28 protein-coding genes and 1 pseudogene are annotated in these 20618 nt (G+C 36.1%); 28 read left to right on the top strand and 1 reads right to left on the bottom strand.

Annotated elements, in window-relative coordinates:
* Nucleotides 1-6 precede the first annotated feature (6 nt).
* The 26 genes and pseudogenes from IQI_RS12540 to IQI_RS12430 all read left to right on the top strand — a co-directional run bounded on the left by IQI_RS12540 (nucleotide 7) and on the right by IQI_RS12430 (nucleotide 17830).
* Nucleotides 7-288 carry a glutaredoxin family protein gene (locus IQI_RS12540; RefSeq protein ID WP_064092988.1) on the top strand — a complete coding sequence of 94 codons (282 nt, stop codon included), beginning with the start codon at nucleotides 7-9 and terminating at the stop codon, nucleotides 286-288.
* Between the two features lie 164 nt (nucleotides 289-452).
* On the top strand, nucleotides 453-689 hold the full coding sequence (locus IQI_RS12535) for an SHOCT domain-containing protein (RefSeq protein ID WP_082892692.1): 237 nt from the start codon (nucleotides 453-455) through the stop codon (nucleotides 687-689).
* A 152-nt stretch (nucleotides 690-841) separates the two neighbouring features.
* The gene (locus IQI_RS12530) at nucleotides 842-2368 is read left to right on the top strand and encodes a multicopper oxidase family protein (protein ID WP_064092987.1); all 1527 of its coding nucleotides are present in this window, start codon (nucleotides 842-844) and stop codon (nucleotides 2366-2368) included.
* Between the two features lie 124 nt (nucleotides 2369-2492).
* A complete protein-coding gene (locus IQI_RS12525; RefSeq protein WP_064092986.1) occupies nucleotides 2493-2972 on the top strand; it encodes a hypothetical protein in 480 nt (159 codons plus the stop codon).
* 159 nt (nucleotides 2973-3131) lie between these two features.
* Nucleotides 3132-3329, top strand: coding sequence for a hypothetical protein (locus tag IQI_RS12520; RefSeq protein ID WP_064092985.1), 198 nt, complete (start codon nucleotides 3132-3134; stop codon nucleotides 3327-3329).
* A 174-nt stretch (nucleotides 3330-3503) separates the two neighbouring features.
* Nucleotides 3504-4025 (top strand): DinB family protein, encoded by a 522-nt coding sequence (locus IQI_RS12515; RefSeq protein ID WP_064092984.1) that lies wholly within the window; start codon nucleotides 3504-3506, stop codon nucleotides 4023-4025.
* A 127-nt stretch (nucleotides 4026-4152) separates the two neighbouring features.
* Nucleotides 4153-4749, top strand: a complete 597-nt coding sequence (locus IQI_RS12510) for a YdeI/OmpD-associated family protein (RefSeq protein ID WP_064092983.1) — start codon at nucleotides 4153-4155, stop codon at nucleotides 4747-4749.
* Between the two features lie 72 nt (nucleotides 4750-4821).
* Complete coding sequence (locus tag IQI_RS20650) at nucleotides 4822-4980, top strand: hypothetical protein (RefSeq protein ID WP_156509897.1); 159 nt, start codon at nucleotides 4822-4824, stop codon at nucleotides 4978-4980.
* Nucleotides 4981-5051: 71 nt separating this feature from the next.
* On the top strand, nucleotides 5052-5423 hold the full coding sequence (locus tag IQI_RS12505; RefSeq protein ID WP_064092982.1) for an iron chaperone: 372 nt from the start codon (nucleotides 5052-5054) through the stop codon (nucleotides 5421-5423).
* A gap of 99 nt (nucleotides 5424-5522) precedes the next feature.
* The gene (locus IQI_RS12500; protein WP_064092981.1) at nucleotides 5523-6125 is read left to right on the top strand and encodes a TetR/AcrR family transcriptional regulator; all 603 of its coding nucleotides are present in this window, start codon (nucleotides 5523-5525) and stop codon (nucleotides 6123-6125) included.
* 69 nt (nucleotides 6126-6194) lie between these two features.
* Entirely contained in the window at nucleotides 6195-7457 is a 1263-nt protein-coding gene (locus tag IQI_RS12495) for an MFS transporter (RefSeq protein ID WP_064092980.1), read from the top strand.
* Nucleotides 7458-7610: 153 nt separating this feature from the next.
* Nucleotides 7611-8090 carry a DUF2975 domain-containing protein gene (locus IQI_RS12490; protein WP_408007461.1) on the top strand — a complete coding sequence of 160 codons (480 nt, stop codon included), beginning with the start codon at nucleotides 7611-7613 and terminating at the stop codon, nucleotides 8088-8090.
* A gap of 9 nt (nucleotides 8091-8099) precedes the next feature.
* The gene (locus IQI_RS12485) at nucleotides 8100-8318 is read left to right on the top strand and encodes a helix-turn-helix domain-containing protein (RefSeq protein WP_064092978.1); all 219 of its coding nucleotides are present in this window, start codon (nucleotides 8100-8102) and stop codon (nucleotides 8316-8318) included.
* A gap of 43 nt (nucleotides 8319-8361) precedes the next feature.
* A complete protein-coding gene (locus IQI_RS12480) occupies nucleotides 8362-9153 on the top strand; it encodes a DUF817 domain-containing protein (RefSeq protein WP_064092977.1) in 792 nt (263 codons plus the stop codon).
* A gap of 103 nt (nucleotides 9154-9256) precedes the next feature.
* Nucleotides 9257-9643 (top strand): annotated as a pseudogene (locus IQI_RS21325) (PAS domain-containing protein); the annotation flags it as partial.
* Between the two features lie 45 nt (nucleotides 9644-9688).
* Entirely contained in the window at nucleotides 9689-10078 is a 390-nt protein-coding gene (locus IQI_RS21320; RefSeq protein WP_408007525.1) for a methyl-accepting chemotaxis protein, read from the top strand.
* A 145-nt stretch (nucleotides 10079-10223) separates the two neighbouring features.
* The gene (locus IQI_RS12470; protein ID WP_064092975.1) at nucleotides 10224-10529 is read left to right on the top strand and encodes a PadR family transcriptional regulator; all 306 of its coding nucleotides are present in this window, start codon (nucleotides 10224-10226) and stop codon (nucleotides 10527-10529) included.
* 16 nt (nucleotides 10530-10545) lie between these two features.
* The gene (gene chrA, locus IQI_RS12465; RefSeq protein ID WP_064092974.1) at nucleotides 10546-11748 is read left to right on the top strand and encodes a chromate efflux transporter; all 1203 of its coding nucleotides are present in this window, start codon (nucleotides 10546-10548) and stop codon (nucleotides 11746-11748) included.
* Between the two features lie 382 nt (nucleotides 11749-12130).
* A complete protein-coding gene (locus tag IQI_RS12460; protein WP_064092973.1) occupies nucleotides 12131-12562 on the top strand; it encodes a cytidine deaminase in 432 nt (143 codons plus the stop codon).
* Between the two features lie 295 nt (nucleotides 12563-12857).
* Nucleotides 12858-13034, top strand: a complete 177-nt coding sequence (locus IQI_RS20645; RefSeq protein WP_156509896.1) for an amino acid transporter — start codon at nucleotides 12858-12860, stop codon at nucleotides 13032-13034.
* Nucleotides 13035-13130: 96 nt separating this feature from the next.
* Nucleotides 13131-13583, top strand: coding sequence for a nucleoside deaminase (locus IQI_RS12455; protein ID WP_231893418.1), 453 nt, complete (start codon nucleotides 13131-13133; stop codon nucleotides 13581-13583).
* Nucleotides 13584-14367: 784 nt separating this feature from the next.
* Nucleotides 14368-14949: a hypothetical protein gene (locus tag IQI_RS12450; RefSeq protein WP_064092971.1), complete on the top strand. Its 582-nt coding sequence runs from the start codon at nucleotides 14368-14370 to the stop codon at nucleotides 14947-14949.
* A 197-nt stretch (nucleotides 14950-15146) separates the two neighbouring features.
* Nucleotides 15147-15593, top strand: coding sequence for a chemotaxis protein CheX (locus IQI_RS12445; protein ID WP_064092970.1), 447 nt, complete (start codon nucleotides 15147-15149; stop codon nucleotides 15591-15593).
* Nucleotides 15594-15811: 218 nt separating this feature from the next.
* Nucleotides 15812-16195, top strand: a complete 384-nt coding sequence (locus IQI_RS12440) for a glyoxalase superfamily protein (protein ID WP_064092969.1) — start codon at nucleotides 15812-15814, stop codon at nucleotides 16193-16195.
* Between the two features lie 220 nt (nucleotides 16196-16415).
* Nucleotides 16416-16760, top strand: a complete 345-nt coding sequence (locus IQI_RS12435; RefSeq protein ID WP_064092968.1) for a DoxX family protein — start codon at nucleotides 16416-16418, stop codon at nucleotides 16758-16760.
* A gap of 233 nt (nucleotides 16761-16993) precedes the next feature.
* On the top strand, nucleotides 16994-17830 hold the full coding sequence (locus IQI_RS12430; protein ID WP_064092967.1) for an STAS domain-containing protein: 837 nt from the start codon (nucleotides 16994-16996) through the stop codon (nucleotides 17828-17830).
* Nucleotides 17831-17947: 117 nt separating this feature from the next.
* On the opposite strand, the gene IQI_RS12425 is transcribed toward IQI_RS12430, so the two are convergent.
* A complete protein-coding gene (locus IQI_RS12425) occupies nucleotides 17948-19051 on the bottom strand; it encodes an HD-GYP domain-containing protein (RefSeq protein ID WP_064092966.1) in 1104 nt (367 codons plus the stop codon).
* 192 nt (nucleotides 19052-19243) lie between these two features.
* Here IQI_RS12425 and IQI_RS12420 point away from each other — a divergent pair, with 192 nt between their 5' ends.
* Complete coding sequence (locus IQI_RS12420; RefSeq protein WP_064092965.1) at nucleotides 19244-19690, top strand: NUDIX domain-containing protein; 447 nt, start codon at nucleotides 19244-19246, stop codon at nucleotides 19688-19690.
* Nucleotides 19691-20024: 334 nt separating this feature from the next.
* On the top strand, nucleotides 20025-20564 hold the full coding sequence (locus tag IQI_RS12415) for a GNAT family N-acetyltransferase (protein WP_064093178.1): 540 nt from the start codon (nucleotides 20025-20027) through the stop codon (nucleotides 20562-20564).
* The last annotated feature ends 54 nt before the right edge of the window (nucleotides 20565-20618 follow it).

The raw sequence follows: 20618 nt of genomic DNA, 5'->3' as shown, positions 1-20618 counted from the left end.
GCTACCATGAGTAACGACCTAACATTAGAGCTTTATACCCGACCAACCTGTTCAGATTGTCAAGCTGCAAAAGAATACTTGAGTGGTAAGAATTTCTCCTATGTTCATAAGAATGTAGGGGAACATGAAAAATTTGAAAAAGAGCTCAAGGAGGTTTCTGGTTCCAGAATCGTTCCTTCCTTTGCCATTTACAAGAAAGGACTGTTCGGTAAGAAAAAGCTTGTAAAGAATTATATTGGATTTGAGAATAATAAAGAAGAGATCAAGGAATGGTTAGGATTGAAATAACTTAATTAGGTGAACCAGAAATGTCCTGTGAATTGTCACAGGGCATTTTTTTGTTTTGGATCTTTAGGTAATTCATAATTTGTTAAATATTCTTGAAGGAGTAATCGTTTATTTTATACTAATAGGGGTATATTATAAGTGAAAATAATAAAGGAGATGATTCTATGATGAATGGTGGAGGTATGGGCGGTGGCTTCTTTGGAGCTGGCTTTCTTTTTATCCTATTGATTGTGGCGATTGTGGGCGTATTTTTTTGGATGATGAGGACGAACTCTGGGAAAGAAAATAATCCAACTCAAGATAAGAATCATCATTCATTAGGGTTATTAAAGGAACGTCTGGCAAAAGGGGAAATTACGGAAGAAGAATATGAACGACTTAAACGAAAAATCGACGAATAGAAGGATATTTGTCATATGAAATTCTAGGTTTATTCCTTATTTAAGATACAGCCTTATATTTGAGGAGTTTTCATAAAATATGTTTCTTGCAAAGATTCTGCAAGAAAAAAAGGTAACATGAAAGTGGGTTTGAAAAATAAGGAGAGACAGCGATGAATAGAAAAATAATTGGGACTATCCTCATTGCTATATTAGTGGCAATCGGGGTCATAGTGTTTCTTCAATCTCCTTGGTATAAAAGCGGAGAAATGACATTACCAAAGGGAGCGAAAGACGGAGAAACGAGTATTTTAGAAGTGAGTGCACAAGAAAAGAGTGACCGTGATGTAAAAAAATTCGTTTTAACTGCAGAGGAAAAACAGTGGCAAATCAGTGAGGGAGAAAAAGTCACTGCGTGGACCTATAATGGTACGGTCCCTGGAGAATCTCTTCGTGTCACAGAAGGTGATTTTGTACAGGTGAAGCTGAAGAATGAGCTTGATGTCCCGGTTACGATCCACTGGCACGGAGTCCTGTTGCCAAACAAAATGGATGGAATTCCAGGGCTGACTCAGGATGCCGTGCAACCTGGGGAAAGCTTTACCTATGAGTTTATCGCAAATGATGCAGGTACTTATTGGTATCATTCCCATCAACAAAGCTCAATACAGGTGGACAAAGGTTTATATGGATCACTCGTTATTGAAGAGAAGGAAAAAGAGTATGAGAGGGATGAAGTGTTCATCCTGGACGAGTGGGCAGTAAATCAGGAAAGAGAGGATTTGTCCAATATGGGAGGTATGATGATGGGGGCCATGTCCGGAGATGGTGAAGCGGATACGAAACAAATGTACGATACCTTTACCGTGAACGGAAAATCGGGGAGTGCCATTGATCCTCTTACGATGGAAGCCGGGGAAAAGGCACGTTTGAGATTCGTTAATGCCGGGTACCAGGTGCATCACTTAGTTTTCCCTAAAGGGTCTATGAGGGTGATTGCAAATGATGCAGAAAAAGTGGCCTCTGACGATCACGAATCCAATGTTCTTGAAATTGCACCTGGAGAACGGATGGATGTGGAATTCACGAAGCCCAACCAGGAAACGGTGTTCATCGGTCAGGAACAGAATGTGGAACACGCAGAAGATATGATCATACCGGTCGTTTCAAAGAAAAACCAAGGTCCTTATGAAAAAGCTTCACTTGCTCAAGAAGCAGGGGTTGCAAAAGGAATTTCATATGGAAGTGAGAAACGTATTTTCGAAAAAACACCTGAACCAGATGTTACCTACAACATGGATCTAAGCATGGGAATGTCAATGGGTGAAGGCATGTCCTTCCAAATTAACGATCAAACCTTTCCCGATACGCCACCTATTAAGGTGAAGGAAGGGGACATCGTCAAAGTCACTCTTCGAAATAAAGGCAGGATGAATCATCCCATGCATCTTCACGGCCATCGCTTTCAAGTGAATTCTAAGAATGGAAAGAAATTTGAAAAGCCCATCGTCAAAGACTTGATTCATGTCAAACCCGGCGAGGAATACGTCATCTACTTTAAAGCGGATAATATGGGAGAATGGTTGTTTCATTGTCACGATAACAATCATGCTGCCAGGGGAATGGTGACGATTGTTGATTATAAGGAGGTATATTCACCGTTTGAATTAGGAGGGAAAGACGAGAACCAACCTAACTGAAGTATGGACCTGTATCAGATTGATATGATGATAACGAAGTTTATATAAAAATGAACCCTACTAAATTCTAAAGTTTTTTAATAGAATAAAGTAGGGTTCGTATTTTATATAGGAGGAGATCATAATGAAATTATTTAATAAATGGATATTTGCTTTGTCTTTCGTTCTTTTCATTGCTGGTTGTAGTAACACGTCTACAAACCCAGTTGCAGAAACTGCAGAAGATAATATTCTACTATTTAATAACCATCATTCAACTTCACTTCTCCAATTTGAGATGATATTAAAAAGCTTATTAAACAATGATAGATCTCATGATTATACACTAGGCTTAATCGACCAATTTGATTCCAATAATATTCGTTTGATTGCTCATGTAACTTTAAACAATATGGAGATTCCCGGTAATCAAAGGCATAATCTGCTAGTACTATATGACAATATACAAGATTTCGTCTCAAATATTAATCCTGAAGAGATAGAAAAAATAGATAAAGAAAAATTAAATAAGATGATTATCCTATCAGAAGAGCTCAGAGGAATAGATGTAACGAAAATAAACTATGATGAATCAGTCAAAGAATTGAACGATTTATTGGACTAATTTATTAAAATATGCTTTTTACAACGCGATAGAAAATATATATTTAAAGAATAAGAAGATTGCTATGAAAGAGTTCGCAGGTAATGAATGTTCAACATACCAGGGAGCATACGGATTAAAGTGGTTGTGACAAAGTGATCCATGAAGGAGTGGAGTTGAATGTCAAAATACATTACAATTTTCTTCTTGTTTCTATTAGTAAGTGGAATATTATTTATCATCCTTGGATCAATCATTAAAGGAGGAGATCCTGCTGAGGATGTTACTCGTATCTTCGGAATAATTATTGTTATCCTACTTTCATTTCTGATCTCGCAAATTTTCTACTTAATAAATATTGTGAAAAAGAAAGGCTAGTATGCTTGTTTGTTAGTGTCTAGTAATTTTATATAAAAAGGCAGCCTGCAAAAACAGGCTGCCTTTTTTGTATCTACTTTAATTGTAACACTACTTTCATAAAAATTTCAGTCTTTATTTAATTGAATAAAATAAATTGGTAACCTTAATATAGATTTGACGGGAGGTAACGGGATGATAGATTACCGAATTAAAAGCATTGGGGATTTCACACCAAAGATTGGTGAACTCGTATCTATGTTAACACATACAAGAGCAGTTACATTAGAAGAGGTTAAGGATTTAAGTGAAGAGGACTTAGATTATTTGGTAGATGAAAGTTCCAACTCGATCGGCTCCCTTTTGCTCCATATGGCTTCAATTGAATTTGTGCATGGGGTTATTTCATTTGAACAACGTGATCTTAATGAGATGGAACTGAAAAAATGGAAAACGGCACTGGAACTTGGTCTAGAGGCTAGAAAAAAGATAAATAATAACTCCATTCGTTTTTATTTAAATGAATTAACTAAGGTAAGAGAGAAAACCTTGTCGCAACTCAGTGGATTTAATGATGAGTGGTTATTTGAGGAGAAGAAATGGGGAAATGGAGTTCCTTATAATCATTATTATCTTTGGTTTCACGTATTTGAAGACGAAATGAATCATCGTGGTCAGATTAGAACGATTAAACGTATACTCCAAAAAAACAAATAAAGGATTATTTTAGCAAGAAATGAACTTATTCTAAAGAAGTAGTAGAATAAAAATAATTAATACATTGTATAATCAAATAGATTCAAAACTGACAAAAGAATGACAAATGCTGAGGGGTGTTTCCATAATGACAGATAGTAGAAAGACTCGTAAGGTTGATGGATTTTTAAAAAAAGCGAAGAAGTGGAAGGAAGAGTTTGAGAAGCTAAGAAGTATTATTCTTGACTGTGAGGAGCTGACCGAAGAAATTAAGTGGATGCATCCCTGTTACACATTAGAGGGTAAAAACATTGTGTTAATGCATGGATTTAAGGACTATTGCGCACTTCTTTTTCACAAAGGGGCCTTGTTAAAGGATACCCATGAGATTCTCATCCAACAAACAGAGAATGTGCAGGCAGCGCGCCAGATCCGATTTACCAGTTTACAAGAGATCATTGAAATGGAAAGCATCTTGAAAGACTATATTCATGAAGCTATTGAAGTGGAAAAAGCCGGTTTGGAAGTAGAATTAAAAAAGACGGAAGAATACTCAATTCCTGAAGAACTTCAAACTAAATTCGAGGAAGTCCCTGACTTGAAATCGGCTTTTGAAAGATTAACGCCGGGACGGCAACGAGCATACATTCTTTATTTTTCTAAAGCCAAACAATCCAAAACCCGCGTGTCAAGGATTGAGAAATATATGGAGCACATTCTTGATGGTAAAGGAATGAATGATTAGGGTCTTTGTTAGTCTGAAAGGTACACTTTTCGAATACGTCTTATAAACAAATGAAGCGATAGGGGTAGAGAAATGGAAGTCACTATTATGGGTGTATTCTTTTACGTAATCCTATTCCTTGGCATTTTCGTATTTATACAAAACCGTCTTCGTTCGAGAAATGATAAAATAAATAAAATGGAAAAACGAATGAACAGGCTAGAAGATGACGTGGAAGAACGAAAATCATAAACATGGTCATCCTGTTAAAGGGGCTTGTTGCACATATTGCGTAGAGGGATAAAGAGATAGGAGGGAATACCGTGGAAGTTTTCGCAGAATATTTAGCACGTATTGATAACCAGGAACACCGTGCCCGAACGGAGGAGGTTTTGGCTTGGGTAACGAAGAAATTCCCGAATTTAATGCCTAAAATTGCGTGGAATCAACCTATGTTTACTGATCATGGTACGTTTATTATTGGCTTTAGCGTATCTAAGAATCATCTTGCTGTTGCTCCTGAAAAGGAAGGAATTCATCATTTTTCTGATGACATTGTCCAGGCTGGTTATGATTATACCAAGCAGTTGGTGCGTATCAAGTGGGGTAGTTCCGTAGATTTCTCATTACTTGAGAAAATGATTGAGTTTAATATTTTGGAAAAGGCAGACTGTTCAACTTTTTGGCGGAAATAATGCTCATATGTAATAATAAAAATTCAGTTTACTTCTTTTTACAAATAGCATATAATAATGATTGATTAATAAATCATTCGTAAAATGGAGTTGGTCAGGTTGCCTTTATCAGACAAACAAATAAAAGCGATGGAACAAAAACGAGAGAAAATTTTACAGCAGGCGATCATTTTATTTGCTGAACAAGGGTATGAAAGCACGACAATTGCTCAGGTTGCAAAAGCATCGGGTGTGAGCTTCGGTAGTGTTTTTACTTATTTTGAAAACAAAGATCAGCTTTTTTATCATGCCGTTACAGAGCCTTTGGAGAAATACTATAAGACTGAGCTTCTAGATTTCAATCCTGATGCAGTGGATTCGCTGAGTGAAATCAAGAGTATGATAGACAATCATCTACGGATATTTACCGAGATGCGTATGTATTTACAGTTAGTTGTGCAAGTGGTAGGGCAACATACTAAATATCCAGAACCCTTTAAAATACTTGATGAATTTAGCTTAGAGTTTCAAAAAAAAATCAGTCATGCCATACAAAATGGTCAAAAAAATGGTGTTCTTGAAGAATCCAATCCTGAAATCACAGCCTCGGCTTACCTCAGCTTTTTATTAGGGGCGAGATTGACCTTTACCGACCATGCTGTGTCACAAATTTGGGAGCAGCTTAAAGTCCCAGTTCTTCGTTTATTTAATCCGAAACGTTAAGTATAAGTTTCGGTTTATTTTTAAATTAAAAACGATTGATTAATCAATCGTAAAAGGGAGGGTGTCAAAATGAATTTTCTTTCGTTTCATCGAAACATTCAATTGCGGTTAACTTTGCACTTCTTCACCACTCTTGCAACATCGGCTGTGATCCCATTTTTGGCTATTTTTTTCTCAAATCAGGTAGGAGAGGTAGCAACAGGGCTCATGTACATTGGAGTTATATTATCGGGTATAACTGGAGCTTTAGCAGGAGGAAGAAGAACAGATCGTGTCGGAAGGAAAAAGACGATCTTGTTAAGTGAAGGGATGATTAGTGGTGGTTACTTTGTAGCTGGAGTTAGTAACCTCATATTTCCACTATCTCCATACGCAAACTTTGGCATTTTTATCGTCATCTTATTTTTTACCGGGATGGTTGCACCTGCTTATGGTGCAATCATTATTGATGCAAGCTCTAAAGAAAACAGAAAAGCGGTTTATACCTTCTCGTACTGGCTTACTAATTTGGCAATGGCAGCAGGAGGTTTAATAGGAGCTCTTCTTTTTAAAAAATATCCTTACGAGCTTTTTATTGGAATTTCGGTTGTGGTTTTTTTCTCTTGGGTCGCGACAAAGTATGTACTGGAAGATACCTTTTTAATTACGGATAAAACCCTGTTGAATGCTCCAAGTACAACATCGGGATTTCAAGATTATAAAGGTATTTTAATGAATAAACGTTTTGTATTGTTTACTGTTGCGGGCTTGTTCCTACTTTCCCTGGAAGAGAGTCTAACAACGTACATGGGAATTAAGCTTGTTGAGGAGATTACAACCCCTGTTCCCCTGCTGGAATTCAACTCTTTTGTTGAAGTAAATGGCTTCCAACTGATCGGTTTGCTTAGAGCAGAGAGCACAATCATCGTTGTAGTCCTCAGCTTGGTGGTTGCAGGTGTGCTGAAAAAGTTTCAAGATCGATGGTTACTGATTAGCGGAGGTTTTTGTTATGGTTTCGGCTATATTGTTATTAGTTATAGCAGCATTCCCCTTGTATTGATCATTGCAATGTTTATCGCTACGGTTGGAGAGCTAGCGCACATCCCTGCTAAACAAGCATATGTAGCTTCACTGGTTCCAGATGATGCACGGGGTACTTATATGGCTGTGTACGGATTGTCTTTTCAGCTATCGGGTATGATTGCTGCTTTATTTGTTATGGCAAGCGCCGTACTTTCACCAGAAGTCATTACTTCAATCTTTATCATTATGGCGCTATCCAGCATCGTTATCTACTTTGTTTTATTTATGAAAGAACAGGAAAGACAAATGAATCTTAAAACGATTGCATAAAGAATGGATTCAAATAAGGAGAGCTCCCAAAACTGGATTACGACTTATTAGGCAATAACAATATCATTAAAATCAATAATTATTTATTGTAAAACAATAAATAATAAATTAAAATTAAAATTAAATAGATAATAAATAAGTGAGGTGTGTTTGATGAAACGAGAAACACTCTTTTTGAAGGTGGCTGTTTTTCTAATTGGTACTCCAGTTCTTGGCCTGTGCCTTTTTGGATTACCGTGGTTAGCTAAAGATGCAGCAGAAAGTGGTTCAGAAATGGCTTATATCATCTATGGCATTTTAGCCGTCATGTATGTATCAGCCATACCTTTTTACATTGGGTTGTATCAGGCATTTAGGCTTTTGAATTATATTGATAAGAATAATGCATTCTCGGAACGATCTGTAAAAGCTTTAAAGACAATAAGAAATTGTGCACTGGCAATCAGTCTCGTGTATGTGGCAGGCATGCCATTCTTTTATATGCTTGCGGAGAAAGATGATGCCCCAGGTCTCATAGTGATCGGAATGATGTTTATTTTCGCTTCACTTGTGATTGCAGTTTTTGCCGCTGTTCTTCAGAAGCTATTGAAAAATGCCATCGAAATAAAATCAGAAAATGACTTAACGGTCTGAGGTGAAAATATGGCGATTATAATCAATATTGATGTAATGCTGGCTAAAAGGAAAATGAGCGTAACAGAACTTTCTGAAAGAGTTGGAATCACGATGGCTAACCTTTCTATATTGAAGAATGGAAAGGCGAAGGCAATTAGGCTATCTACTTTAGAGGCCATTTGCAAAGCATTAGAATGCCAACCTGGAGACATTTTAGAATATAAAAGTGACGAAGATACTCTATAAACAGGATATTTCGTAGATTCAAAAAATCTTTGGAGGCAAAATTATGAGAGCACTAAAACAACTCCTTCGTTTTGGTTGGGAGCAGGCACTATCCTGCTTGTTTCCTGTCGTTATTTTTGCCTTTTTGGCTATTACGCAAATGATTCCCCTTCCCTTCCTGCCACGGTATGACTGGCTGTTCATCATCTGCCTCCTCATGCAGTGGGGGATGGTCCGTTCTGGACTTGAAACACAGGATGAATTGAAGGTGATCACATTGTTCCACGTTATTGGCCTAGCTCTAGAAATCTTCAAGGTATATATGGGCTCCTGGTCTTATCCAGATGAAGGATATTTTAAGGTTTTTGGAGTGCCTTTGTATAGCGGTTTCATGTACGCAAGTGTAGCGAGTTATCTTTGCCAGGCATGGAGGAGGTTAAAGGTTGAACTGGTTAGGTGGCCGCCGTTCTTGATCGTTGTGCCTCTTGCAGCTGCAATTTATTTGAATTTTTTCACTCACCATTATTGGATAGACATTCGCTTTTGGTTATCCGGACTTGTCATAATCGTCTTTTGGCCATCCAGGGTCATATACGAGGTGGGTGGAGTCCGTTACCGCATGCCACTTGCCCTTTCTTTTGTGCTCATCGGATTTTTTATATGGATAGCCGAAAATATTGCCACGTTCTTTGGAGCTTGGGAATACCCAAACCAAAGCGATGCATGGAGTCTCGTTCATCTTGGTAAAGTGAGTTCCTGGCTCTTATTGGTCATTGTCAGCTTTCTTATAGTAGCGACACTCAAACAGGTGAAAGGAAAAAGTGTCCACGGGATGGATACTAGTCAATTTTTATAACGCCAGCGTTTATTGTAAAAAGAGTTCCAATTTAATATTTCCTGAATTTTTCCGATAATAGAAGTAAGAATCAAATTATAATTGGAGAATAAAAGGAGCCTATATGACTAATCTTTCAAATATTAATAGAAGCACACAGGTTTTAGACCCCATATCTATCTTATCTTCCCTAGAAAAAAACTTAGCCATGATTGAATTCGACCTTGATAGAAGAGTAATCTGGGCAAATGATAATTTTTCACAAGCCATCGGTTACAATTCCAGCGAAATCATTGGTATGGATCACCTGGAATTTTGTACTCCAGAATTACAGAATAGCCCCGATTATGTAGAGCTATGGAATAATCTCCGAAAGGGCAAAAAATTTCAAGAAAAGATAGAACGAGTGAATAAGGAAGGTCAGTTATTATGGCTTGAGGCTACATACATACCGATCTTAAACGAGGACGGAAAAGTCCATGCTGTCTTAAAAATAGCAACAGATATTACGAATCGTGAAAATAACACAATAGAAATAATCGATAAATTAAAAAAGATGCCAAATGAACTTGTGAATGTAGTAATGGAAAATTCCACGGAGAAAATGAAAGCTGTCCATGCTTTGGAAAACCAAATAAATCTAATTGATGAAACATCCAAGTTGATTAAAAACATTTCTGCTCAGACGAATTTATTGGCATTGAATGCAGCCATAGAGGCAGCTCGTGCCGGGGAGCATGGCAGAGGGTTTAATGTAGTAGCCCAGGAAGTCCGTAAATTATCAGGTAACGCAGACGAAGCGATTAAAGAAGTAAACTCTAACATTGAAAACATCACAAAGGAGCTTTCAAAAGTTAATCAAATAACGAAAGACCTCCAAGAAATGGTGGAAAAAACGAAACTTACATTTGATCAGACGATAGAAGAATTTGAAGGAATGTATTAATATTATTGGAGGCTTATCTTTAAAGATAAGCCTTTTTTTATTGTTACTAGTGTGAAATTTTGCTGAATAGCCTTGATTAATGCCTTTATTTGCTATATATTCATATTCGAAAATCGATATCGGAATTCGATATAGGAGGGATCGTTTGGAACATAAAGTGTTGAGAAAACTTTTCCTGGGATTTATCCACATTCATATTTTGCATCACGCGAAAGAGGAACAGATTTATGGATCATGGATGTTAGAGGAGCTGCATGAGCATGGGTATGATATTAGCGCTGGAACCCTCTATCCTATTCTTCACAATATGGAGAAAGATAAGCTCTTAAGCAGAGAAAACGTCAATGTGAGTGGAAAGATTCGAAAATATTATCGCATTACGGATAGAGGGGAAACTGTGCTACAAGAAGCAAGAGCGAAGGCGTATGAACTTTTTAAAGAAATAAAATAAAAGCAGGTGAACGAAGTTGGAAAAACAGTCAAGAGAGAAAAGTCGTTTATCGACGCTATTAGAAATATTATTCATATCAACCAAATTAGGGCTCACATCGTTTGGTGGACCAGTAGCCCACTTGGCTTACTTTAAAGATGAATATGTAGATAGAAGAAAATGGTTGAATGATAAAACCTATGCAGACTTGATTGCTCTGTGCCAGTTCCTTCCCGGTCCAGCGAGCAGTCAGGTAGGGATCTCAATTGGCATGCTTCGAGGTGGAATACTAGGAGGAATCATTTCTTTCTTAGGATTTACGCTTCCTTCTGTCATTGTCCTTGTCATTTTTGCTTTACTCTACCAGAGCTTTTCCCTTGGAGATGCTGGATTTATACATAGCCTGAAGGTAGTCGCAGCCGCCGTTGTTCTTCATGCCCTCCTTGGATTGGGCAAAAAGCTGACTCCAGATAAAAGCAGGCTCGCCATTGCTATTGTAGCAGCGGTGATTATGCTATTCTACCCATCGGCTTGGATACAGATCTTCATTATTTTGGCAGCGGGATTGCTAGGCTTAAAACTGTTTAAAGATAAAGCCGAATCAAAAATCGAGCCATTTCACGTGAGTATATCGAAAAGAACAGGTCTAACCTCTTTACTGATTTTAGTAGGAACTTTAATCCTTTTGCCCGTCCTAAACAACACATTCAACAATTCATTGCTCAACATTTTTGATATCTTCTTCAGGGTTGGATCGTTAGTATTTGGCGGTGGGCATGTGGTCCTGCCCATCATTGAAAGAGAACTAGTCCCACAAGGCTTCCTATCACCCGATGAATTCTTGGCAGGGTATGGAATGGCTCAAGCTGTCCCAGGTCCATTGTTTACTTTCTCCAGTTATCTAGGAACCATGATGGAAGGAATCGCAGGAGCAGTAGTGGCGACCATCGCTATCTTTCTACCCTCTTTCCTGCTAATTGTAGCTGCCTTGCCTTTCTTAAGTGAACTGAGAAAAAGAGCCGCCTTTCAAGGCATCCTTATGGGGGTAAATGCCAGTGTGGTGGGCATTCTGTTAGCAGCCTTCTATGATCCAGTAATAAAAAGCTCCATCCTCGATGGATCTGATTTTGCCCTGGGTGTGATACTATTTGCTTTACTGAATGTATGGAAAGTACCTGCCTGGCTGATCGTCATCATCGGAGTGGTAGGAGGATATATCTTTAATTTATTAGGCTTTTAATATCTGTCACCCCCTCGTTTAGTATTGAGGGGGTTCCGTTTAGGGAGAGAAAATAACAAAAAGCATAATAAATAGCAGACTAATTCGCAAATGAATTAGACCTGTTTTTATTATTGTTAAATCAATGGTTATACCCATTTTTACACTGAATTAGCACACCAACTAGCACCCTAATCTGCAAGCGTACAATAATTATTGTCCAGCTATAAAACGTGTTGCAAATTAGAATGTTAAAGACTTACCAATTCACATCCTGCTCCACTCAGTATTAAATCTCTCTTACAAGGAGTTTTATGATAAAATTGTAAATATTGGATATTCCATTAAAGGGCAGGATTGTTGAATATAAGATTTTTTGAACCATCAAAAGGGGAGAATAATTATGTTAAAAGTAAGACCTTTAGAAGATAGAGACTATGAATTGATTAAGCAAGCAGAAGAAGTAATAGAAAAGAATTATAGATATGGACGACATCACATTGGTTCAGCAGTTAGAACTATAAATGGAAATGTTTTTTCAGCAGTTCACGTAGAAGCGAATGTGGGAAGAATAACAGTATGCGGTGAAGCAATGGCTATTGGTAAGTCTATATCTGAAGGAGACCACGAATTTGAAACAATTGTAGCAGTTGCTCACCCTCATCCACACGAAGATATAAAAAATTGTTGGGTAGTTGCTCCTTGTGGTATGTGTCGAGAGTTAATTAGTGATTATGGAAAAAATACAGATGTAATTATTTCTTATAATGATAAATTAGTGAAGTGCAATATAATGGAGTTACTACCAGAAAAATATACAAGCGATATGGAATAACATCTTCAACAAACTAGGAGCTTTAATGGAGTAAGAGTAAATAAAAATACAAAAAACCCAGAAATATTTGTTCTGGGTTTTTTGCTGTGTAAATTTAGTTACTAAATGCAGTGTTAATTTCACTGCTATTTCAATTACTATTTAGGGTGTGATTTAAGGTTTTCCCTCCCTATACGGAACCCGTTAGTTTAGTATTGATGGAGTTTTATTTATCCGGAAATTTGTTATTGAGTTAATGTTAGTAATTTGAAATAATTGGTATTAATAAGATCTTTTTTAAAGAAAGAGGGATATTATGTCCAAAAAGAAGCCAATGAATGATGCAATGGATCATTTGAGAAATATTGAAGGATATCCAACTGATGTAAATCTAAATACATTGCCAAAGCCTTTAAAGTATTTTGGTTATTTTTTTATTGTGTTCTTTGCTTTAGCTGTGCTTTTTATCTTGATAGGTAATCTGTTTACTTAGTATTTGGGGATAATCCTAGGCAAGGGGAGAAAAATATGAATATAAATAAAGATAGATATTTTTTTAGAATTAGCTCTTGAGGAAGCAGAAAAAGCATTGAATGAGAATACCTATCCTGTTGGAGCTGTTATTGTAGATGAGAATCAAAACATAATTGCAACCGGGCGTAATAAAGTACACCCTCAACAAGATGCAACTGCCCATGCTGAAATTGACGCTATTCGTAATGCTGGAAATTCAATATTTAAAGCGAAAATAAACCGTGAAAAATTTACAATATACACCTCTTTGGAACCTTGTCCAATGTGCACTGGTGGAATCCTTTTTGCCAATATTAAAAAAGTAGTTTGGATACTAAACGACGACATAGGTTTTGGTGGTTTTAATAAAATAAAAGATGCAAGAATATTTGATAAGAGGTTTCGAGAGGTTGAAGCGATCGAAGAACCTTGTGAAGACTTAAAAGAGAAACAAATGGATTTGATGAGTAAATGGCTAACTAATTCTAACAATGTTGTAAACTTACGAAAAGCTGCCATCCGGGAATAAGGAATTTTAATATATGAAAATTTTCATTCCAGGGGGGATTTTGTTGAGACGACTATTTATAGGTTTATTTTTCTTAATGATGATCCTTATAGGTATGTACTTTTTGACTACTGCTGGTTCTTAGAAGACTTCTTAAAAAATAAAAGTTGATAATAAAGCTTTTTAGATGATAAAAAACAATCATTGTTGATACTAAACGATTAAAGTTGATTATATTTTCAAGCTGATTATTAAAGTTGAAAATAAAAGTAAAGAAGTTGAAAATAAAATCCGAAAAGTTGAAAATAAATCCTTGAATTTCGCTAATATCTCTTAAATGAAGTATTCATCCTGTCTATAAATACCCCAATTTGGTACTTAATTGCTTTAAGAATACAATTATATTAGTAATTTGCTTGTATATATGTAAAAACGTGTACAAAAAGAGTATAAAATATAAAAAAATTCAGCGATTATTACGTTAGAAATCGCTTTTCCACTCCCCAATGCACCACTACCTGTCAAAAACCCCATAATCGATCACCATTCTTAACATTTCAAAGAGGGACGGACCTTAATCACCAACAAAAATGCGTCCTACCGCACTTTCTCTGAATAAAGGTCCGTCCCTCAAAACTAATCCCCTAATTAGATTAAAATTCAGATGGAAGAATAATACTCTGTGTTAATCTTGTTAAATCAATTAGGTTTACTGGTTGTTTAAACCACTTTATAAAGGGAATAAAAACTAGTAATCTCTTCATCATTGATCTTTATAAAAACTACAATTAAGGGAGGAAATCGAATGAAGTTTGCGAAGGTTATTTACTATAATAACCGGGGATATAGGTGTGATTCACCCATTTCTAATGCCACAATCGGAAGTGGAAATCCTCCTATATTTATTAATCGAAAAATCAATAATCTATATAAAACGAGACAAAAAATCATTACTTCAGAAATGACCATGCCCCGAGAGGAAGATGGAAATTGGTCTGGTTGTTTCTGCTACTTAAATGAACATAAACTTACATGGTCCTTCCATATGCCACATAAAGAGAGAGAAAATAGGAATATCGGTTTTCTTCCTGTCAGGAGTGAAATATGGGTAAGGAATTTGAGTCATTTAGAAGGGATGCCACCCTATTTTAGTCATTTTTCTTTTGGAACAGATGAAGCAAAAAGTACGAATCTAGGAAGTGTGTTTCCAAATACATGGGTGAAAATGAGCGTGAAAGACGCTTTGGAACGCAAGAGATTATGGAAAGAGAAATATCAGATGATTCCACAAGGGTTAACAGAGTGTTTTCTTTTTGAAGATCAGATAAAGGAATTATTCTATCCTTCTAAGGAAAAAGCAATGGAGTTTTGGTTAAGTGAAATGTAACCATCTTTTCTAGGATAATATGCAAACTAAGGTCTAAAATCTCTATTTCTTTTTTGGAGAGATTTTGGCCTTTTTTATGTTGTATTGAAGTAAATAATAGGATTTTAGTCCCGGTTTTTTCTATTTTTTTGACTGAATAAATCCCTTGTATATCCGATATATAAATTAAATAAACGATTTGTTTTAGGAGTGTAGGGATGTCTAACCAGGTAGTAACGAATCTATTAAATTCAACAACATCAGCTATAAAATCAGTAGTCCCTTTTGACATTCAAATGGATAAGCCGACTCTTTATACTGAGAAGGAAATCAACACTGAATTAGGTGTATTGATTGGGATTACTGGAGATATAAGAGGCTCAATTTATTTAAACACATTAAGAAAGACCAGTAGTAGTATTGCAGAAAAAATGTACGGTATGAAAATAGATGGAGATATGTTGGTCTCATTTCAGGGTGAATTAGGGAATATGATATCAGGAAATATTAGTAGAATTATATATGAGAATGGGGTAGAAATTGATATTACACCTCCTACAATTGTGGAAGGTAGAATCATCACAAATGGACACAAAGTAGCACTTAAAATTTCTACCAATATAGAAGATATCGGAGGCATTGATATCATTTTGACGATCCATTAGTGACAAATGACACTAACTTGAAAATTTAGCAGGGCAATTGGGAGTGACAGGTAAAGGATGAGGAACTTCCTATTATTTTTTAAATTTTAATGACAAGTTTATTTGGTTTACTTATGTTTTTTATCTTCTAGCAGCATTGTGCTTTGTTATTTTGACTTTTATGATAAGAAAAAATTGATTTCATTCTTCCAGAATAGTAGTAAAGGTGGTCGCAATCAATGAGTACCTCTAAAATAACGATGAATAACCTGACACCAATTCTCCGTATTTTTGATGAGGAAAAGGCGAAAGAATTTTATTTGACATTATTGGAGTTTACGTTGGACTGGGAACATCGCTTTGAGGAAAATCTTCCTTTATACATACAAATTTCTTATGGGAACTGTAAAATCCATCTTTCAGAGCATCATGGAGACTGCTGTCCTGGAGCTGCGATCAGAATTGAAGTTGATGACATTGAGCTTTTACATTCAACTCTTTTATCAAAGAATGATAGATTCTCTCGTCCTGATCTGGAAACCACCCCATGGAATACGAAAGAGGTTAACATAAAAGACCCATTTGGCAATCGAATCATATTCTTTGAAAACACGGAAAATTAATTTTGTGTCAACTAAAACTTAAGTCCTTATTGAACGTCCATATATCAAAAAACATGCCATGGTCCTTTCCCGGCTAATGCGAGCTCGGATGCCGGATAAATCTCCCAACCTAATAAAACGGCACCCATTTGCCCTTTGAGAAATAATGTATGAAATGGCAATCACTCTTATATATATAAGAGTGATACCATTTGTGTGTAATCGATAAGGGGGAATAAGGGTGACTATTTTTCCTTGGATTTTACAGGGCTTATTAGCTCCAATGTTTTTAATGGCGGGTCTTGGAAAAGTGGCAGGATTAAAAATGCACAGGGAAGCATTTGTTCACTGGCGTCTACCCCAGTGGTTCCGAGTGGTTACAGGGTTAGTAGAACTAACGGCGGCAACGTTGTTAATCGTTGGTTTTTGGCAAAAAGATTTCGCTCTTGCCGGAGCAGTACTACTTACTGTGACAGCCATAGGTGGGTTCATTACCCATTTACGTGTGAAAGACGGCTTTAAAGACACATTTATGATTGTATTATTAGGGATTATTGCTATTATCTTAGTATTCATTTTAGTTTAAACTTGCAGAGTCATAGAATTATATAAAACGGGCATACAAAAAATTCAGTATGCCCGTTTTATATGTTTCTAGGATTAGAGAAAAAGATGTGGCGAGAGGATATCCTAGAAGTGATTTATAATTATCTTCCAATTCAAAAATTTATATAGTAAGTTAATCTTAAAGCATTATTTTTTTAATAGACACTTTTTACCGCTTTATAAATAATGATTAACATAGAAAGTTGGGGGAGAATGGAAGCAAATCAGCAACTATATCAATTTATGAGCGATAATACATGGAATTTAACAGAGGATTGGTATGAGTCATTAGATAAGAGTGATCCGTCAGGGATATATTCTTCAAAAGACCCCGTTGTCATACAGAATATGAAACGACAAAACCATGCCTTCCATGAGCATTTCTGCGAACTTTTTCGTCAAAATAAATGCGAAGGAATTGAGAGTTTCGAAGAGTGGATAACAGAAATTGCACAGGATGAGGAACATTTAAAAACTCCCATTCATTATATTTTAAGAGAATTTTTTAGGACACAAGAACAGTACTTAGAGTTAATTCAAAAATTTATTGAAATTCATGAAGGTGAGTATACCGAACAAGTAAAAAGTACTTGGAGAGACATGGTTGTTAAGGTGTTCTCATTAGTGATGACTAGGTTTTCAGAGGAAAACTATAATTATTCTCAAGTCAGACTGAATGCCCAGCAAGCAGTTATTAAAGAGTTAAGCTCCCCCGTCATTTCTTTAAATAAGAACACTGCTGTCTTGCCTTTAATTGGAGATATAGATACTGGGAGAGCAAGATATATCTTAGAAAATACACTAACAGAATGTGCCAGTAAAAATGTTGAACACCTCTTTATCGATTTATCCGGTGTAATAATGGTGGATACGATGGTTGCACACCAAATTTTTCAAATAGTCGATAGTTTAAATTTACTAGGAGTGAATTGTACTTTATCAGGAATTAGACCTGAAATTGCTCAAACGGCCATTCAATTAGGAATTTCTTTTGAAAAAGTCTCTGTCACCTCAACATTGGAAAGAGCAATAAATAATCTAGGTTTATAGAATGAACTGAGCTACTTTCATTGAAAAAATCTCAACAAAATTAAATCGAGATAAAATCTTATTGATTTTATCTCGATTTTTATAAATACCCCTTTATTTTTAACACAAGTAATTCAACTACACGGTCGCTTTCCTTTCAATAATCGCATCACACTTCACAATCATTGCGGTTAGGTCCGTTAATAGATCTATATCATAAAACTCAGATATAGCCAGCTTTTTCCCTTCTTTATCCTTAAATATTCTGACCTTTGGACGTTGAGGATATTTTGGGTTATACCCGATGACAACACCACGTTCCCCAGTACTTAACGTAACCGTTACACCAATTGGGAAAATGGCTACGGCTTTTTTAAAAGCCTCAATGATGTCAATGTCATATCGTATATAGCAGTATCCATACAGTACTTCGATGGCTTCATGAGGAAGCATGGACTTCTGCCTGATCAATTGATCAAATTTTTCTGCAACAGCAACAATTCTTGCAAACAGGTGAATATCATCTTTTTTCAACCCTCTTGGATAACCACTTCCGTCTACATGCTCATGATGTTGAAAGGCACAGTGAGCAACCAGCAAATGAAGTTCAGATTCTTTTCTCAGCATTTCAAAACCAATTTCAGTGTGCAATCTCATCATTTGCTTTTCTTCTTCAGATAAGTTCGTTTTCGTCAGAAGTGAATTTGGTAATTGGAGCTTCCCGATGTCATGGAAAAGTGCCCCAAGCCCTAAAATATGCAGTGAATTCTCCGGGATGCCAAGTGCTCTTCCGATAGAGATTGAGTACAGGCTTGTATTTAAAGAATGCTCAAACATGAAATCATTATTGATTTGTAAATGTGAAATCAAGTTCAAATGATCACTTGAATTTTGAAGCTCATGGACAACTTTAGAGAATGTATCTTTCAAATTTCTAAAATTATTCAGCCTGTTTGTTATAGCTACCTTGTTCACTGGTTTACTTGTCATTGTTGAAAAAACATTTGAGATGGTGGAAATAGTCTTTGTTCGTAGCTCAAATGGAATATCATCATTAACCTGTACAATATCATCCGTCATTTCAGATTTAACATATATAAAGGAAATACGCTTTTTGATCCGAGTAATATGCGCTTCAGTCAGTACGGTCCCGACATTTAAAAGAAGTCGGGCATCTTCGTTATAAATTGGTTTTGCTAAAACCATTCCGGTTTCGCAGTTGTTAATGGAAACTAACCTCACCTAAACCCCTCACTTTTGAACGTGTAAATATATAAACTGTTCAATACTATTTTACTATGAATTTAGACCTGTTAACATAAAATTCTAAATAAAAAATCATTATTATTCTTTTTTCTGCTGTTGGGAAATAAAGGGTTCTATAAGAAGTGTATCGAATAGGTAAACTTACTCAGTTTTAGGGGGAGAAATACCTTGAATGAATGTAAAAATAATGGGTTAGAGTTTTTGGATTTTATTTATACAAAAGAAAAAGAAATTGTTACATATCAACCAGTAGCCGGCTCCTTTGCAGTCATAAAATGTAAAGGAAAGTATCTGATGTGCTACAACGTATGGCGAAAACAATGGGAATTGCCAGCAGGGCGCAGAGAAGGGGAGGAGACTCCTAAGGAATGTGCCATTAGAGAGCTTTATGAAGAAACAGGGCAAGTGATATCTGAATTAGAATATAAAGGTTTAATGAAATCTAAAAAAATAATAAACGGAGAAATAAAATTTAATCCTGTTTATTTTACAGAAGTTGAAGAACTTCAACCATTTAAAGAAAACGAAGAGACGTCTGAAATTAGGCTTTGGGATTTAGAGGAAGAGATTGGATATATTGATTGTGTTGATATTAGAATACTAGATTTTATTTAATCATTGATAAGGTGAAAAAGTGTTGATGCTGTAATTTCAATGAAACCAAAGAGGGAATTTTGACTGTGCGAATCAGAAGAGTACATCATTTTTTACAGATGGGGGAATAGAGAGTAATGAAAATCATGCAATGTGCCTCAACCAGGGGATAATGGAAGAGACGGGATACGGCATAGAGGTGGGCAGTTTCATAGGAATCCTAAGAGGTATTTTATATCATCCTGTAACCGACGACCACGAATTGAAATGGATCAGTTTACAGGAATTAGAGTCTAAACTGCTTCTCCCCGTCATATTTGGGCAGTACAACAGACAAGACATAGGGAGAATAAAAATGAAAATAAAATCAAAAGAATTTAATGTTCGTAATGTACGGTATATAGTGAGATCCGCCGATAAAAATGATGCGAAAGCATTGTCGCAAGTGAGATTGCAGGTTGACGGAGAAACAGAGAATTTAGATCGGGAAAAAGGTGAGAATTACATAGATGAATCAGGTTTTAAGCAGGTCATTGAAAATGATACAGATAGTATGACGAACCTGTTTATAGTAGCTGAAGTAGGTAGTAGAATTGTAGGTTTTGCAAGGTGTGAAGGGAATAAATTGAAAAGAAGCGCTCATAAGGTTGAGTTTGGTGTATGTGTATTAAAAGAATTTTGGGGATACGGAATAGGCAGGACTTTATTAAACGAATCAGTGTCTTGGGCAGATGGAAATGAAATAAAGAAAATAACGCTGAAAGTACTTGAAACGAATCGTAAAGCAATAGAGCTTTATGAAGGATGTGGATTTGAAGTGGAAGGTATTTTAAAACAAGATAAATTACTTTCTGACGGAAATTACTATAATACTATTTTAATGGGAAGGTTATAAGGGGATTCCATCAAATTGGGAGTTCCCTCTTTTACTAAAAAAAATGAAACCAAT

Source organism: Rossellomorea aquimaris TF-12, from assembly GCF_001648555.1.
GTDB lineage: Bacteria > Bacillota > Bacilli > Bacillales > Bacillaceae_B > Rossellomorea > Rossellomorea aquimaris.
This window is presented reverse-complemented; position numbering and strand designations above follow the sequence as displayed.

Coding starts and splice junctions, on each gene's coding strand:
- IQI_RS12415 (WP_064093178.1), top strand. CDS start 20,025: ATGAAAATAAAATCAAAAGAATTTAATGTTCGTAATGTACGGTATATA.
- IQI_RS12440 (WP_064092969.1), top strand. CDS start 15,812: ATGAGTACCTCTAAAATAACGATGAATAACCTGACACCAATTCTCCGT.
- IQI_RS12485 (WP_064092978.1), top strand. CDS start 8,100: ATGGCGATTATAATCAATATTGATGTAATGCTGGCTAAAAGGAAAATG.
- IQI_RS12510 (WP_064092983.1), top strand. CDS start 4,153: ATGACAGATAGTAGAAAGACTCGTAAGGTTGATGGATTTTTAAAAAAA.
- IQI_RS21320 (WP_408007525.1), top strand. CDS start 9,689: ATGCCAAATGAACTTGTGAATGTAGTAATGGAAAATTCCACGGAGAAA.
- IQI_RS12430 (WP_064092967.1), top strand. CDS start 16,994: ATGGAAGCAAATCAGCAACTATATCAATTTATGAGCGATAATACATGG.
- IQI_RS12445 (WP_064092970.1), top strand. CDS start 15,147: ATGTCTAACCAGGTAGTAACGAATCTATTAAATTCAACAACATCAGCT.
- IQI_RS12530 (WP_064092987.1), top strand. CDS start 842: ATGAATAGAAAAATAATTGGGACTATCCTCATTGCTATATTAGTGGCA.
- IQI_RS12515 (WP_064092984.1), top strand. CDS start 3,504: ATGATAGATTACCGAATTAAAAGCATTGGGGATTTCACACCAAAGATT.
- IQI_RS12525 (WP_064092986.1), top strand. CDS start 2,493: ATGAAATTATTTAATAAATGGATATTTGCTTTGTCTTTCGTTCTTTTC.
- IQI_RS12540 (WP_064092988.1), top strand. CDS start 7: ATGAGTAACGACCTAACATTAGAGCTTTATACCCGACCAACCTGTTCA.
- IQI_RS12460 (WP_064092973.1), top strand. CDS start 12,131: ATGTTAAAAGTAAGACCTTTAGAAGATAGAGACTATGAATTGATTAAG.
- IQI_RS12480 (WP_064092977.1), top strand. CDS start 8,362: ATGAGAGCACTAAAACAACTCCTTCGTTTTGGTTGGGAGCAGGCACTA.
- IQI_RS12520 (WP_064092985.1), top strand. CDS start 3,132: ATGTCAAAATACATTACAATTTTCTTCTTGTTTCTATTAGTAAGTGGA.
- IQI_RS20650 (WP_156509897.1), top strand. CDS start 4,822: ATGGAAGTCACTATTATGGGTGTATTCTTTTACGTAATCCTATTCCTT.
- IQI_RS12535 (WP_082892692.1), top strand. CDS start 453: ATGATGAATGGTGGAGGTATGGGCGGTGGCTTCTTTGGAGCTGGCTTT.
- IQI_RS20645 (WP_156509896.1), top strand. CDS start 12,858: ATGTCCAAAAAGAAGCCAATGAATGATGCAATGGATCATTTGAGAAAT.
- IQI_RS12490 (WP_408007461.1), top strand. CDS start 7,611: ATGAAACGAGAAACACTCTTTTTGAAGGTGGCTGTTTTTCTAATTGGT.
- IQI_RS12495 (WP_064092980.1), top strand. CDS start 6,195: ATGAATTTTCTTTCGTTTCATCGAAACATTCAATTGCGGTTAACTTTG.
- IQI_RS12450 (WP_064092971.1), top strand. CDS start 14,368: ATGAAGTTTGCGAAGGTTATTTACTATAATAACCGGGGATATAGGTGT.